The organism is Caballeronia sp. GAFFF2 (assembly GCF_023631485.1).
Lineage (GTDB): Bacteria > Pseudomonadota > Gammaproteobacteria > Burkholderiales > Burkholderiaceae > Caballeronia.
The window spans coordinates 14789-30611 of the sequence record NZ_JALQDA010000006.1; the positions used below are offsets into that span (position 1 = coordinate 14789).

12 protein-coding genes and 1 pseudogene are annotated in these 15823 nt (G+C 62.9%); 9 read left to right on the top strand and 4 right to left on the bottom strand.

Going from position 1 to position 15823, the window contains the following annotated elements; genetic code table 11:
- Positions 1-149: 149 nt before the first annotated feature.
- Positions 150-1739, bottom strand: a complete 1590-nt coding sequence (locus NCT04_RS02705) for a sensor histidine kinase (RefSeq protein ID WP_250463298.1) — start codon at positions 1737-1739, stop codon at positions 150-152.
- Between the two features lie 6 nt (positions 1740-1745).
- Positions 1746-2486: a response regulator transcription factor gene (locus NCT04_RS02710; protein ID WP_244827133.1), complete on the bottom strand. Its 741-nt coding sequence runs from the start codon at positions 2484-2486 to the stop codon at positions 1746-1748.
- A 258-nt stretch (positions 2487-2744) separates the two neighbouring features.
- Here NCT04_RS02710 and recA point away from each other — a divergent pair, with 258 nt between their 5' ends.
- The 8 genes from recA (at position 2745) to NCT04_RS02750 (ending at position 11906) form a co-directional block, all read left to right on the top strand.
- On the top strand, positions 2745-3812 hold the full coding sequence (gene recA, locus NCT04_RS02715; RefSeq protein WP_284502972.1) for a recombinase RecA: 1068 nt from the start codon (positions 2745-2747) through the stop codon (positions 3810-3812).
- Positions 3813-4169: 357 nt separating this feature from the next.
- The gene (gene recX / locus NCT04_RS02720) at positions 4170-4934 is read left to right on the top strand and encodes a recombination regulator RecX (RefSeq protein ID WP_502800648.1); all 765 of its coding nucleotides are present in this window, start codon (positions 4170-4172) and stop codon (positions 4932-4934) included.
- Between the two features lie 489 nt (positions 4935-5423).
- Positions 5424-6029 carry a DUF2889 domain-containing protein gene (locus tag NCT04_RS02725; protein ID WP_250463302.1) on the top strand — a complete coding sequence of 202 codons (606 nt, stop codon included), beginning with the start codon at positions 5424-5426 and terminating at the stop codon, positions 6027-6029.
- A 96-nt stretch (positions 6030-6125) separates the two neighbouring features.
- Entirely contained in the window at positions 6126-7292 is a 1167-nt protein-coding gene (gene sucC / locus NCT04_RS02730) for an ADP-forming succinate--CoA ligase subunit beta (protein WP_244827136.1), read from the top strand.
- 107 nt (positions 7293-7399) lie between these two features.
- On the top strand, positions 7400-8281 hold the full coding sequence (sucD, locus tag NCT04_RS02735; RefSeq protein ID WP_159835338.1) for a succinate--CoA ligase subunit alpha: 882 nt from the start codon (positions 7400-7402) through the stop codon (positions 8279-8281).
- 110 nt (positions 8282-8391) lie between these two features.
- Entirely contained in the window at positions 8392-9102 is a 711-nt protein-coding gene (locus NCT04_RS02740) for a TerC family protein (protein WP_244827137.1), read from the top strand.
- Positions 9103-9313: 211 nt separating this feature from the next.
- The gene (locus NCT04_RS02745) at positions 9314-9910 is read left to right on the top strand and encodes a pilin (RefSeq protein ID WP_502800649.1); all 597 of its coding nucleotides are present in this window, start codon (positions 9314-9316) and stop codon (positions 9908-9910) included.
- Between the two features lie 187 nt (positions 9911-10097).
- Entirely contained in the window at positions 10098-11906 is a 1809-nt protein-coding gene (locus NCT04_RS02750; protein ID WP_250463304.1) for a PglL family O-oligosaccharyltransferase, read from the top strand.
- Between the two features lie 27 nt (positions 11907-11933).
- Here the strand turns inward: NCT04_RS02750 and moaC are convergent, their stop codons facing one another.
- Both moaC and NCT04_RS34620 read right to left on the bottom strand, forming a co-directional pair.
- Positions 11934-12410, bottom strand: a complete 477-nt coding sequence (gene moaC, locus NCT04_RS02755; RefSeq protein WP_244827139.1) for a cyclic pyranopterin monophosphate synthase MoaC — start codon at positions 12408-12410, stop codon at positions 11934-11936.
- Between the two features lie 325 nt (positions 12411-12735).
- The gene (locus NCT04_RS34620; protein WP_350029994.1) at positions 12736-13167 is read right to left on the bottom strand and encodes a pentapeptide repeat-containing protein; all 432 of its coding nucleotides are present in this window, start codon (positions 13165-13167) and stop codon (positions 12736-12738) included.
- 2 nt (positions 13168-13169) lie between these two features.
- Here NCT04_RS34620 and NCT04_RS02760 point away from each other — a divergent pair.
- Positions 13170-15788 (top strand): annotated as a pseudogene (locus NCT04_RS02760) (M48 family metalloprotease); the annotation flags it as partial.
- Positions 15789-15823: the final 35 nt, after the last annotated feature.

Sequence of the window (15823 nt, forward strand, 5' to 3'; positions counted from 1 at the left end):
TACGGCGTTCTGACTCGCTCGGATGCGTGTCGAATCGGCGCATAAAGTACATCTTCGGCTAACCATCTGCTATTTTCTTTTTATCTCGCTCATTCTTGCGTCAATGCGCGTTTTATGTTGTTTGTCGAGGTGTTGGGCGCTGGGCGGGCTCAGGGTTTGTCCCGCATAGGAAAAACCCGCTGTAAGCTCACGCGAACCAGCGTTCCAGCCAGTCGCGGCGCTTCCTGATACACATGATCTTCGATGACGAGCGTGCCGCCGTGCATCGCCGTGATCTCCTTGACGATGGCGAGACCGAGGCCGCTGCCGTCGCCCTCGCGTCCGAGAATGCGATAGAAACGCTCGAGCACGCGCTCGCGTTCGGCGCTCGGAATGCCAAGTCCGGTGTCTTCCACTTCGAGATGAACGTGATCGAGATCGTGCTCGCCGGTCCGCACGCGCACGGTCACGCGTCCGTTCGGAGGCGTGTAGCGGATGGCGTTATCGATCAGATTCGACAGCAATTCACGCAGCATCACCGCGTTGCCCTCTACTTCGACGGGATACGCGGGCTCCTCGTAACCGATATCGATACCCTTCGCGAGCGCCGCCTGCACCCAGTCGCGCACGGCGAGCCGCGCGAGATCGGTCAGTTCGACGTGCGAGAAAATCTGCCCCGTCGCGCGATTTTCCGCGCGCGCCAACGCGAGCAATTGCGTGACGAGCCGCGCCGCGTGCTCGGAACTCGTGGCGATCTGTTCGAGCGAGCGCTGCACTTCCGTCGATACCTCTTGGCGCAACGCAAACTCCGCCTGCATGCGCAGGCCGGCGAGCGGCGTTTTCATCTGATGCGCGGCATCGGCGATAAAGCGCTTTTGAAACTCCATGTTCTGTTCGAGCCGCACGAGCAAATCGTTGAACGACGCCACGAGCGGCGCGATCTCGGGCGGCGCGCGGGCCGCTTCGAGCGGCGAGAGGTCGTCCGGACGCCGCGCGCGAATGTTCGACTGCAGCGCGTGCAGCGGCGCGAGCCCGCGCGAGAGGCCGAACCACACGAGCACGATGGCGAGCGGCAGGATCACGAACTGCGGCAGGATCACGCCTTTGATGATGTCGTTGGCGAGCTGGCTGCGTTTGTCCAGCGTCTCGGCGACCTGCACGAGCACCGGCTGCGTCTCGGCGGGATCGCGTCCCGGCGCGAGACCGGGCACATCGACCGTCGTATAGGCGACGCGAATGTCGTTGCCGCGCAGGGCGTCGTCGCGAAATTCGACGATGCCCGGCTGCGGACGATCGTCGTCATGCGGCAAGGGCATGTCACGGTCGCCGCCGACCAGTTCGCCGCGCGTGCCGAGCACTTGAAAGAACACGCTGTCGACGTTGTCGGCGCGCAGGAAATCGCGCGTGACATCGGGTAGACGCAGTTCGGCGACGCCGTTCACCGGCTGGATCTGGCGCGCGAGCATGTAGACGTCGGCTTCGAGCGCGCGGTCGAACGGACCGTTCGCAATCGACTTCGCGACCAGATACGTCACCGCGATGCTCATCGGCCAGAGCAGCAGAAGCGGCGCAAGCATCCAGTCGAGAATCTCGCCGAAGAGCGAGCGCGGATGCGTTTCGTTGTCGGGTTCGAGTTCGTCGGGAGGCGCGAACGGGTTGGCGTAGCGCGCGTCGCGCTTGGCGTCGGTGTCGCTTTCGGTGGCGGCGTGGTCGTGTCCGTGCCGGGCTTCGCTTGGTTCGGTGGAAACGGGCGACGCCATGCGCGGCTACTTGTATTGAGGGCTGGCGGGCAGGGAATCGCTCGCCGCGGGTTGGGCAACGGCGCCGTTGTCGACGGTGGCGACGGCTTTTTCCAGCGTGTAGCCGAGCCCGCGCACCGTGATGATGCGCGCGCCGCTCGCTTCGATTTTTTTGCGCAAGCGGTGCACGTACACCTCGATTGCGTTGTTGCTTACTTCTTCACCCCACTCGCACAGATGATTCACGAGCTGTTCCTTCGACACGAGCCGCCCGATGCGCTGGAGCAGCACTTCGAGCACGCCGAGTTCGCGCGCGGACAGGTCTACGACTTGCTCGCCGATATGCGCGACGCGTCCGACCTGGTCGAACGCCAGCGAACCATGCTTCACGACAGTCGGACCGCCACCCGCGCCGCGTCGCGTCAACGCTCGAACGCGCGCTTCGAGCTCGTTGAGCGCGAAGGGTTTGGCCATATAGTCATCGGCGCCGAGGTCGAGTCCCTTCACGCGTTCGTCGACACTGTCGGCCGCCGTCAGGATCAAAACCGGCATCTGCGAATTGCGTGCGCGCAGGCGGCGCAGCACCTCCAGACCGGGCATGAGCGGCAGGCCGAGATCGAGAATCAGGAGGTCGAAAGTTTGCAGCGAAAGGGCGGTATCTGCCTCGACGCCATGCTTCACATGGTCGACGGCGTATCCCGATTGGCGGAGTGATCGAATGAGACCGTCCGCGAGTATGCTGTCGTCTTCGGCAATGAGGATTCGCATCGTGTTGTGCGCCTTCGTGCGCGGCAAAGCGCAGTCATTGCCGACACCGCATTTCGCCCGGCGCGGCGGTCTCCAGGTGTTTTGCGGTTTTTGCGCGGTGCGCGCGGCGTGGAAAAAAGACTGCGTCGCGCGATCGGGCTTGCAAAAACTACTGTTTTTTTATACAGTGTCTGCGGGAGTGCTACAGACGGGCTCGAGTTCGTTTCGAGCTTGCCGGCACCCGCCTCAGACGCCGTTCATCATAGCAAAGGACGATTCATGGAAGAAAGCAAGAAAGGCCCGGCTGGCATGACTGCGGAGAAGGGCAAGGCATTGGCCGCCGCGCTCGCGCAGATCGAAAAGCAATTCGGCAAAGGGTCGATCATGCGGCTCGGCGCAGGCGAGGTGGTGGAAGACATTCAGGTGGTCTCGACAGGGTCGCTCGGTCTGGATATCGCGCTTGGCGTCGGCGGCTTGCCGCGCGGCCGTGTCGTGGAAATCTACGGGCCCGAGTCGTCGGGCAAGACCACGCTCACGCTGCAGGTGATCGCCGAGATGCAAAAGGTCGGCGGCACGGCGGCGTTTATCGACGCAGAACACGCGCTCGACGTGCAATACGCGCAGAAGCTCGGCGTGAATGCGCAGGAACTGCTGATCTCGCAACCGGACACGGGCGAGCAGGCACTGGAAATCGCGGATGCGCTGGTGCGCTCCGGCTCCATCGACATGATCGTCATCGACTCCGTCGCGGCGCTCGTGCCGAAGGCGGAAATCGAAGGCGAAATGGGCGACTCGCTGCCTGGTTTGCAAGCGCGCCTGATGTCGCAAGCGCTGCGCAAGCTGACTGGCACCATCAAGCGTACGAACTGCCTCGTCATCTTCATCAACCAGATCCGCATGAAGATCGGCGTGATGTTCGGCAACCCGGAAACCACCACGGGCGGCAACGCGCTGAAGTTCTATTCGTCGGTGCGCCTGGACATTCGCCGTATTGGTTCCATCAAGAAGAACGACGAAGTCATCGGCAACGAAACGCGCGTGAAGGTCGTGAAGAACAAGGTCTCGCCGCCGTTCCGCGAAGCCATTTTCGACATCCTTTATGGCGAAGGCATTTCGCGTCAGGGCGAGATCATCGACCTGGGCGTGCAGGCCAAGCTGGTAGACAAGGCGGGCGCCTGGTACAGCTATAACGGCGAGCGTATTGGTCAGGGCAAGGACAACGCGCGCGAATTCCTGCGCGAGAACCCGGACATCGCCCGCGAGATCGAGAACAAGATCCGCGAATCGCTCGGCGTGGCGGCAATGGCTGACGCCGTGGCGCCGGGCGCCACGGTGGCGGACGAGTGAGTTGTCGCTTAATCGTTACGTGGTCGTCGTCTCGTTGTTTAGATACTCACTTGGTCACTGACGATGTTGAAGCGCCGGTTCGGATCGAAGGCTGGCAGAACGGACGGAAGGTTCGGGCGGTCTGCTGGTTCTGATGATCCGAATGGCGCGAGTGATCCCCAGTCGCGTGACACTCAGTCGCGCGATTCGACGAAGGCGTTGCGTGGTGGCTGGCGGCGAGAGTTGCCGGTGAATGCGCGTGATGCTGCTGAGTTGGACGCAAGGGCGGCCGATGTTGATGCTGCTGCTGTCCGGGAAAGTGAGACACCGTCGTCCGAAGATCGCCGGGCGCGTCTGGAGCAAGCCCGCGCGTTGCTGATGCAGGCAGCGTCCATTCGTGAGGGCAACGCACCGTCGAGAAACGCAACCTCCAAGCCGGCAGTGGAAACGCCGACTCTGGCGACCAACCGTGCGCAGAACGCGTCACCCTTGGCAAGCCGGATTGCCAATCCAAACCAATCATCTGCAATCGACGCCTTCGAAGACGCCGATCCTTTCGAGCCCTTCGAGCAGTGCACGCCGGATGTAGGCGTCAACACAGCATCCGAATCGGTCTACAGCCGTTCAAGTCAACGCGCTCGCAAAACTTCCGCTGCCGAAGTCAAAGATTCCAAGCGTCCGCAACGTTCGCTTAAAGGACGCGCGCTTGCTTACCTGTCTCGTCGGGAATATAGCCGCGCGGAGTTATCGCGCAAGTTGCGACCCTACGTCGAAGAAGCCGATTCGCTCGAAACACTGCTCGATAGCCTCGAACGTGACGGCTGGCTCTCGAACGAGCGCTTTGTCGAAAGCGTCGTGCATCGAAGAGCGGCGCGCATGGGCGGCAGCCGGATCATCCACGAATTGAAGCGTCATGCAGTGGGAGAGACGCTCATCGGCGAAACTGCCGACAAACTCGCGCAGACCGAAACCGCGCGAGCGCAGTCCGTATGGGAGAGGAAGTACGGCGTCGTACCAGAAACGCCCGCGGAGCGTGCGAAGCAAGCGCGCTTTCTCGCGGCGCGCGGCTTTTCCATGAGCACGATCAGCAAGGTGTTGAAGGGAAGCGACGAAGACTGGACCGACGAAGTCATCGACGATTGATGGCGAACGCCGTCTAGTTTAGTGCGGGCGCATTCGAGCGCCATGTGATTGCCCGAGCGCCATGTGCATCTATTCGTGCTTTCACGTGCTGGACTCATGGCGAAGCCGCATTCCATCACGACGTGGTTCAAAACCATTCACACGCGAAGCGTTAGGTTAATTATTCCATGCTCCACGCGCTTGCCTCATCGTGCTGGCGGATTTCGACCTCTGAGTAATTTCAGGTTTTGCGCGCATGCAAAGAGGCCGGGCTCATGTTTCCACATCCGCGTGTTGAGCTTCTAGTCCACCAAAGTAAGAAGTGATTCCAAACGACCATGTGCATGCAAGCTCCGAGGCGGGAAGAAAATCCCGCACCGCGCCGAAGCGTTAATAAGCACAGGCTTTCAAGCTTTCCCCGCGCACGTTTCTGGTGCCTGAGTCATCCCCGGCTTGAAATACCCAATATGCTAAAATTCCACGGTTTTCCCGTTCCGGCTTTGGTCCAGCATGCCTCTTTCCCCGCCCGTTTCCCGACAATTGCGCCATCGTCGCGCGATTCGGATTGAAGCGTTCGAGCGAGATGACGGCCTATGGGACATCGAAGCCGTCCTAACCGACGAGAAGACGCGCGACTTTCAACTCGTGACGGGCGTGCGGCCCTACGGTCAGCCAATCCATGAACTCTGGCTACGCATTACCATCGACCGCGAACTCACTATCGTCGACGCAGAAGCGTCCTCGGAGTGGGCGCCTTATGCTGGTCTCTGCGCCGAGTCCAATCCCGCCTATCGCTCGCTCATCGGGCTCAATCTCCTCAAGAACTTTCGCCGCGAAGTCAATCAGCGTATTGGCGGCGCGGCTGCTTGCACGCATCTCACCGAGTTGTGCGCCGTCCTTCCGACTGTCGCCATCCAGGGATTCGCGGGTCAGGTCTGGAACACCGAATCGGGCAATCCGTTCGATTCGAAGGACGCAAAGGCAGCATCGGACACACCGCCGTTTCAACTCGGGCGCTGTCACGCATTGCGCTTCGACGGCCCCGCGGTCGAGGAGTACTATCCGCGCTGGTTCGAGCGCGCAGGCACAAACGACACCAAGCCGCGCGACACCTAGCGCGCACGCGGCGATCAGCATTCAAACAAGAATCGATGAAATCAGCGGTTCAGCAAATCGAAGTTCACTCCAACTCTCAGACTGAAGGAATCACGCATGAAGATTCACGAGTACCAGGGTAAGGAAATCCTGCGGAAATTCGGCGTCGCGGTCCCGCGCGGCAAACCCGTGTTCTCGGTGGATGATGCGGTCAAGGCCGCGGAAGAGCTGGGCGGCCCGGTATGGGTCGTCAAGGCGCAGATTCACGCTGGCGGCCGTGGTAAGGGCGGCGGCGTGAAGGTCGCGAAGTCGATCGATCAGGTCCGCGAATACGCGAACCAGATCCTCGGCATGCAGCTCGTCACGCACCAGACCGGTTCCGAGGGCCAGAAGGTGAACCGTCTTCTGATCGAAGAAGGCGCGGACATCAAGAAGGAACTTTACGTCGGCCTCGTGCTCGACCGCGTATCGCAGAAGGTCGTCGTGATGGCGTCGAGCGAAGGCGGCATGGACATCGAGGAAGTCGCGGAAAAGACGCCCGAGTTGCTGCACAAGCTGCCGGTCGATCCCGCCACGGGCTTGAAGGACGCCGAAGCGGACGACCTCGCCCGCAAGATCGGCATTCCAGACGCATCGTTGCCGCAAGCACGCACCATTCTGCAAGGTCTCTACAAGGCGTTCTACGAGACGGATGCATCGCTCGCGGAAATCAACCCGCTGATCCTGACCGGCGACGGCAAGGTCATCGCGCTCGACGCCAAATTCAACTTCGACGCGAACGCGCTCTTCCGTCACCCGGAAATCGTCGCGTATCGCGATCTCGACGAAGAAGATCCGGCTGAAGTCGAAGCGTCGAAGTTTGACCTCGCGTACATCTCGCTCGACGGCAACATCGGCTGTCTCGTGAACGGCGCGGGTCTGGCCATGGCCACGATGGACACCATCAAGCTGTTCGGCGGCGAGCCGGCCAACTTCCTGGACGTCGGCGGCGGCGCCACGACCGAGAAGGTAACCGAAGCCTTCAAGCTGATGCTCAAGAATCCGAACCTGAAGGCGATCCTCGTCAACATCTTCGGCGGCATCATGCGCTGCGACGTGATCGCGGAAGGCGTGATGGTCGCGTCGAAGGCCGTGGACCTGAAGGTGCCGCTCGTCGTGCGCATGAAGGGCACGAACGAAGACCTCGGCAAGAAGATGCTCGCGGACTCCGGTCTGCCTATCATCTCCGCCGACAGCATGGAAGAAGCCGCGCAGAAGGTCGTCGCGGCGGCCGAAGGCAAGTAAGCGCGCCCGCTTCCTAGTCTGACAAGAGCGTTCCACCAGACACGAATGGCGGCGCGGGCTTTCCATATGAGAAAGCGTCGCGACGCCAAACGAACAGAGGTCACTACATGTCGATTCTGATCAACAAAGACACGAAGGTCATCACGCAGGGCATCACCGGCAAGACCGGTCAGTTCCATACGCGCGCCTGCCGCGAATACGCGAACGGCCGCGAAGCGTACGTTGCGGGCGTGAACCCGAAGAAGGCCGGCGAAGATTTCGAAGGCATCCCCATCTACGCGAGCGTCAAGGAAGCGAAGGCCGAAACGGGCGCAACCGTATCGGTGATCTACGTTCCGCCCGCGGGCGCCGCCGCCGCGATCTGGGAAGCCGTCGAGGCCGATCTCGATCTCGCCATCTGCATCACGGAAGGCATTCCGGTTCGCGACATGCTGGAAATCAAGGACCGCATGCGCCGCGAAAATCGCAAGACGCTGCTGCTCGGACCGAACTGCCCCGGCACGATCACGCCGGACGAACTGAAGATCGGCATCATGCCGGGTCACATCCACCGCAAGGGTCGCATCGGCGTGGTATCGCGCTCGGGCACGCTGACGTATGAAGCAGTGGGTCAGTTGACGGCGCTGGGTCTTGGCCAGTCGTCGGCAGTCGGTATTGGCGGCGATCCGATCAACGGTCTCAAGCACATCGACGTGATGAAGATGTTCAACGACGATCCGGAAACGGACGCCGTCATCATGATCGGCGAGATCGGCGGTCCGGACGAAGCGAACGCCGCTTACTGGATCAAGGACAACATGAAGAAGCCGGTGGTTGGCTTCATCGCGGGCGTCACGGCGCCTCCGGGCAAGCGCATGGGTCACGCAGGCGCGCTGATCTCGGGCGGCGCGGACACGGCCGATGCCAAGCTCGAAATCATGGACGCGTGCGGCATCAAGGTCACGAAGAACCCGTCGGAAATGGGTCGTCTGTTGAAGTCGGTGATCTAAGTGGGTTTATCGGCAGAACGGCCTGGGGTTTGGTACTCTTACCGAATCCTTTCGTAACCGCCGAATAGAAAGCGAGGGAGCGTTGGCTTCCTCGCTTTTTTTATTACTACATGCTCGATTTTTTTGCGACGCTCCATTGGGGCGCGGTGCTTCAGATCATCGTCATCGACATTCTGCTCGGTGGCGACAACGCGGTCGTGATCGCGCTTGCCTGTCGCGGTTTGCCCGACGGCCAGCGCACGCGTGGCATCTTGCTGGGCACGCTCGGCGCCATCGTGCTGCGCGTCGTGCTGATCGCGTTCGCGGTGTTTCTGCTCGATATCCCGTTCCTCAAGTTCGTCGGCGGCATCCTGCTGCTGTGGATCGGCGTGAAGCTGATGCAGCCCGACCACGACGCGCACGAGATCAACGCGTCGGACAAGCTCTGGACAGCGGTCAAGACCATCGTCATCGCGGACGCCGTGATGAGCCTCGACAACGTCATCGCCATTGCGGGCGCGGCGGAGGCGGCGGACCCGCGGCATCGCTTCACGCTCGTCGTCTTCGGGCTGGTGGTGAGCATTCCGCTCATCGTGTGGGGCAGCACGCTGGTGCTGAAGCTGCTCGATCGCTTTCCGGTCATCGTGCTCTTCGGCGCGGCGTTGCTCGGGTGGATCGCGGGCGGCTTGATCATCGACGATCCCTTCATCGATCGATGGCCCGAGCTGAACACGGAGCTCGTCGGGTATATCGCGAGAGCGGTGGGCGCGATTTTCGTGGTCGCGGCGGGCGTGCTAATCAAGCGGCGCGCGCTCGCCAGTGGAAAACGGGCGCCGGGGTGAGGTTGTTCTATGCAGTGGGGTGATTGAGGCGCACTCCGCCGAATCGCGTTGACCGGAACGGCTCACACTGAGGCCTTTACCGAAAGACGCTCACCCCAGGCCCCCACGTTAGCCATTCGGCCGACTGTCACCGCTAAAGCTCCCTGAATAAGATCGAAGCGTCCAGATTGCATCATGCATCCGGGCGCTTTTTGTCCTTTTGGGAGTACCGATGACAACGATCACCTGCAACACGAATTCGCCGCGCGCCTGGCGCGCAATGCACGGCTGGCTGCGCTCTGCCGGCGACGCGGCGACGCGAGGCTTCACCCTGATCGAACTGATGATCGTGTTGGCGATCGTCGGCGTGGTGGCCGCGTATGCGATTCCCGCGTATCAGGATTATCTGGCGCGCAGCCGGGTGGGCGAGGGCTTGTCGCTCGCGGCATCGGCGCGGCTTGCCGTGGCCGAGAACGCGGCGAGCGCGGCCGATCTCGCAAGCGGATATGCCTCGCCGCCGGGCACGCGCAACGTCGACTCGATCCACATCGACAGCGACAACGGCCAGATCACGATTGCCTATTCGACGCGCGTCGCGCCAGCAGGATCGAACACGCTCGTGCTCGTGCCATCCACGCCCGACAACGCCGAGACTCCGACGGCCCGCGTGTCGCTTGCGCGCGGATCGGTGCAGGCAGGCACCTTGACGTGGGAATGCTTCGCGGGCGGCAAGGCGGCGTCGTCGTTGCCGGCGCCGGGCGCGGGACCGTCGCCCGCGGAGGCACCGAGCTTGCCCGCCAATCTCGCGCCGGCGGAATGCCGTGGCTGACGTGCATCGCTGACGACGGGCAGACGAGCGGTGCGTCGGCATCGCTCGTCTGCCATCGGCAAGAAGCGGTCAGGTGCGGGGATTTTTTGTTGGAAACGCGGGGATTTCGTCGCAAATCGGGCTGTGTACCGGACATGGGCAGCAAAGTTTTGTATAGTGCGCCGGTTGCCGACGTTCACAGCCCCTCATGCCTTCTCAATACGCGCGCTACCTTTGTTTTGCCGTTCTGTGCCTTGCGTTGACCTTGCCGTTTGGCGTCGTCAACCACACGTACCCGATTCCGACCTTCTACGCCGAATACAGCGCGCTGGCGCTTTACTTGGCGCTCGGGGCGACGGTCGCGCTGCTCGTGCGCGTGTCGGAGCCGCGCGTGTCGTTCGCCTCGCCGGTCGTTGCGCTCATGCCGCTTGCGTTCGGCGTGCTGCTCATCGCGCAGACGGTGTTGCTGCCGGTATCGCAGCCTTCGATGAACTGGCTCGGCGGCGCGTATCTGCTCGCCTCGTTCATCGCGGTGCATACCGGCTACGGGCTCGTGCGCGCGGGTTTGTCGGAGAAGGCGTTGCGCATCGGCGCGGCCGCGCTCATGGCGGGCGGTTCGTTCGCGGTCTTTTGCCAGATCGTGCAGTTGCTGCATCTGGAGGTGAAGTTCACGCCGTTTGTCGTCGCTTATAACGTGATGGCTGAGCGGCGGCCGTTCGGCAACATGGCGCAGGCGAATCACCTCGCAACGGTGATCGCCTTCGCGATGGCGGGCGCGCTGTACTTCGTGCAGACGCGGCGTTTGCCCGTTATCGTGTGGCTCGCGCTGACGGCGGTGTTTTCGCTAGGACATGCGCTGACCGTTTCGCGCGGACCCTGGTTGCAGATGGCGGTGATCGTCGTCGCCGGATTCTGGATGGCGTTCGTGCAGGGGCGGCCGGCAGCGGCGGAAGGTTTCGACGGACCCGGCCGCCGCGATCTTCGCGCGTGGCTCATGCCGGTGGTGCTCGCGCTCGTGTTCTTCGCGGTGAACGCGGCGGTGCGCTGGGCCAACGTGCGCTTCCACTTCGACCTCGCGCAATCGGCCGCCGAGCGCATGCAAGACGCCAATCAGATCGCGCCGCGCCTTGCGTTGTGGAAATACGGCTGGACGATGTTCCATACGCATCCCATCCTCGGCGTCGGCTGGGGCGAGTTTCCGCGCTATCAGTTCGACATGGTGCGCGAGCTGGGCGGCGTCGAGATCGCGAACAATGCGCATGACATCTTCATCGATTTGCTCGCGAAGACGGGCGCGCTGGGCCTCGGCATTCTGGTACTGGGGTTCGTCTTCTGGCTGATTCGCGTGCTGCGCGCGCCGCAGACGCCCGCGCGCATTTTCGGGCTTTCGCTGCTTGGCGTTCTGCTGATGCATGCGTTGGTTGAGTATCCGCAGCAATACATGTTCTTTTTGATGCCGGCGATGCTCGTGATCGGCTTGCTGGAGACGCGGCCGTTGCGGCTGGTGGCGAAGCCGTTGTCGTTCGGCGTGTACGTGGTGCTCGTGGTGGGCGGGCTGGCGGCGTTGTATCCGGTAATGCTCGACTATCATCGGGCCGAGGTGCTTTACTACGGATCGCGGCCGGCGGAGCAGTATCGGGACGATCCTTCGTTCCTCTTCACCGCGTGGGGCGAATACGGCGCGGCCACGCTCGTGCCGATCAACGCGCAGAACCTCGAAGAGAAGCTCGCGATGCATCGCAAGGCGATTGCGTTACTGCCGGGCGAGACGGTGTTGCGGCGATATGCGGTGTTGCAGGCGCTTGCTGGTCAGCGCGACGAAGCGCTGGACACGATGGCGAAGCTCAAGATTTTCGCGACCCAACTTCATGACTGGCCGAAGCAACTGGCGTCGGTTTATCAGCTCATCGATGAGACGGGGAAGCCGCTGGCTTCTTTCAAGGCGGATCTGGTGAAGTTGTATGGAGAGCCGGGGGTGGGGGGCGCCACTGCCGATGATGACGATGATGATGAGTGAGGTCGGCGTCGGCTCCGGGCGCGAGGACTACGTCGCCACCCAATCCCCCGACTTCCCGCCATGCTTCTCCAGCACCTTCACATTGTTGATGGTCATGCCGCGATCCACCGCCTTGCACATGTCGTAGATCGTCAGCAAGCCGATCTGCACGGCGGTGAGCGCTTCCATTTCCACGCCGGTGCGCCCGACCGTTTCCACACGCACTTCGCAGTGCACGCCAGGTAGCGTTTCGTCGATGCTGAAATCCACCGCCACGCGCGTCAGCGCAAGTGGATGACACAGCGGAATCAGGTCGGCCGTGCGCTTCGCGCCCTGAATAGCGGCGATGCGCGCCACGCCCAGCACGTCGCCTTTTTTCGCGCGGCCTTCGCGGATCAGCGCCAGCGTGCCATCGAGCATGGCGATGGAACCGCGCGCGACGGCGATGCGGCGTGTCTCGCCCTTGTCGCCGACATCGACCATGTGCGCCTCGCCGGCGGCATCGAAATGTGTGAGTCCGGACATAGCCTCTCCTTCGAACGGGCGCTCATCATACCAGCGCGATACGGCGTCTTCGGTCCGATTCAATCCACCGCCGAGCGCCGAACACTTGATACGATAAGCCTGTTTTCGTCATCAAGCTGACCGGCTCGCCGACGCCGGTTTCGCGCCATGAATTTGACACGTTCGAGCCGTGCGCTCATTTTCGTGCTGTGCCTGAGTCTCGCCATGCCGCCCGTTGCGTTGGCGCAGGTTGGTGCGTCCGTGGCTCGCGTGGATGATTCGGCGAAGGCGGGCGCAAGGGGCGCTGCAAAGGCGACCGCCGCGAACGTGACCGCCGCAAATGCGATTACCGCAAATGCGACCAACGCAAATGCGACCACCGCAAATGCGACCACCGCAAATGCGGCCAACGCAAATGCGATCGCCGCAAACGCGACCACCGCAAACGCGACCACCGCAATCGCGACCAACGCAAATGCGACCACCGCAAATGCGACCGCCGCAAACGCGACCAACGCAAACGCGACCACCGCAAACGCCGGCACCTCAAACGCGCCCACCGCCACCGCGCCCACCGCAAACGCGCCCACCACAACCGCGCCCACCGCAAACGCGCCCACCGCAAACGCGCCCACCGCAAACGCGCCCACCACAACCGCAACCGCAACCGCAACCGCAACCGCAACCGCAACCGCAACCGCAACCGCAACCGCAACCGCAACCGCAACGGCAACCACGCCCAAGGCAACCGCGACCACCACCACCGTCCTCGCCTCACCCCCCGCCAACCTGGCCGACGGCGTCTTCGGCGTCTACGGCGGCGCCGAAAGCCGCTTCGCCAATCGGCCTGGTGAAATGAGCGGCCTGCGTGCGCCCTTGTCCTCGGTGCAGCTTCCCGATCTCGGCGATGGCTCCGGCGGCACGCTTTCACCGCAAGCCGAACGCACGCTCGGCGAACGGATGATGCGCGAAGTCCGCGCCGACCCCGACTATCTCGACGACTGGCTGATGCGCGATTACCTCGATTCCATCGCCACCAAGCTCTCCGCCGCCGCCGCGACGCAGTACCTCGGTGGCTATCGGCCGGACTTCGACCTGTTCGCCGTGCGCGATCCGCAAATCAACGCGTTCTCGATGCCCGGCGGTTTCATCGGCGTGAACACGGGGCTGATTTCCGCGACGCAGACCGAGTCGGAACTGGCGTCGGTCATCGGTCATGAGATGGGGCACGTGCTGCAGCGGCACATCGCGCGCATGATCGGCGCGCAGAAAAAGAGCGGCTATGCCGCGCTCGCTGCCATGCTCGCCGGCTTGCTCGCTGGCGTGATGGCGCGCAGCGGCGATCTCGGCATGGGTATCGCGATGGGCGGGCAGGCGTTCGCCGTCGACAATCAGCTCAAATTTTCGCGCGCGGCGGAACACGAAGCGGACCGCGTCGGCTTTCAGATGCTCGCCGCCGCCGGCTACGATCCCTACGCGATGACCGCGTTTTTCGCGCGTCTGGACCGCCTGACGATGTCCGACAACGGCGTGCCGCCTTATGCGCGCACGCATCCGCTGACCGTCGAGCGCATCGCCGATATGGAGGATCGTGCGCGGCGCGTGCCGTATCGCCAGCCGCGTCAGTCGCCCGAATACGCGTTCGTGCGGGCGCGCGCGCGGGTGTTGCAGGTCAATTATGCGAGTGATTATCGCGAGGTCGCGAGCCGGCTGAAGACCGAGATCAGCGATCAGACCGCGCTCAATCCGGCGGCGAACTGGTATGGCGTCGCGCTCGCGCAGTCGCTGCTCGGCGATTACGACGCCGCCAACGATGCGCTCGCGAAGTCGCGCCGTCTGTTCGAAGGCGAGGAGGCGAATGCGGCGGTGGCATCGGCGCAGGCGCGGCAGGAGTTGAAGAGTATCGGCGGCGCGGATGCGGCTAGCGGCGCACGGGGTTTGAAGGCGCAGCGTGGGACGGCATCGTCGGCGAAGGCGGCTGCTTCCGTCGATGCCGGGTTGAATCTCGCTGCCGACGGCGTGAGATCCGCACAGACGAGGCATGCGCCTGCCGTCACCGATGCAAGGACGAATGGCGTCGCGTTATCGGAAGGCATGTCTTCGCTGCTCGGCAGTAGTGCGCACGATGTGCTGAGCTTTTCGGGGAGCGGCAATCGCGCGAGTAATCCGAACAATCCGCTCGACGTCAAGAGCGCGGCCAACACAGACGGCGCGACGCTGGCGAACGGCGGGAACGGCGGGAACGGCGGGAACGGCGGGAACGGCACGAACGGCGGGAACAATTCGCTCAACGTCAAGAACGCGGTCAACACAGGCGGCGCGACGCTGGCGAACGGCACGAGCAGCACTAACAACGCAAACAGCGCAAACAGCGCAAACAGCGCGAACAGCGCGAACAGCGCGAACAGCGCGAACAGCGCGAACAAGTCGCTCAACGTCAAGAACGCGGTCAGCACAGGCGGCGCGACGCTGGCGAACGGCACGAGCAGCACGAGCAGCACGAACAACGCAAACAACGCAAACAACGCAAACAACGCAAACAACGCAAACAGCGCGAACGGCGCGAACGGCGGGCACGGCACGAACAATTCGCTTAACGTCAAGAACGCGGTCAGCACAGGCGGCGCGACGCTGGCGAACGGCACGAGCAGCACGAACAACCCAAACAACCCAAACAACCCAAACGCAAAAGGCCTGAAAACCGCAAACGTCTCAACCGCAGAGAAAGATTCGTCGAGCCACCAAAACAACCCATCCGAGACGAATCGCGCGGGCGCTGCGACAACCACCGATGCGAACAGCAACTCCCGCCACACGACCGCATCCAACACCCCGACCTCGAAGAACACGATCCCGCTTCCGCCGGTCCATGTCACGAGCACCTCGATCCCGCGCCAGAGCCCACAACCCGCCGCGCCACCGCAGCCGCCAGCGCCTGCAACGCCCCGCAGCACGCCTAGCCTCGACGTGCTAGCCGCCGATATCGCCCGCCGCGCCGGCCGTAACGACGACGCCATCCGCCTCGCGGAAATAGCGCAGAAGCGCTGGCCGGACTCGCACGCGGCGATCGATATCCATCTGCAAGCCTTGCTGTCGGCGCACCGCTACGCCGATGCCCAATCGCTCGCGCGCCAGGAAACGCGCGCCGACCCGTTACGCCCCGACTGGTGGCTCTATCTCGCGCAGGCGAGCGCAGGCCTCAACGACCCGCTGAGCCAGCATCAGGCGATGGCCGAGAAATTCGCGCTCGACGGCGCATGGCCATCCGCGATTCGGCAGCTAAAGGAAGCGCGCGACCTGAAAACCGCGAGTTTCTACGATCTCTCGACGATCTCCGCGCGTTTGCGCGATTTCGAAACGCGCTACAAGGAGGAGCGCGAGGAGGAGAAAAACAGCTGAACGGCGGCGGGCTACGGGTAGCTCTAAGCGAGCGC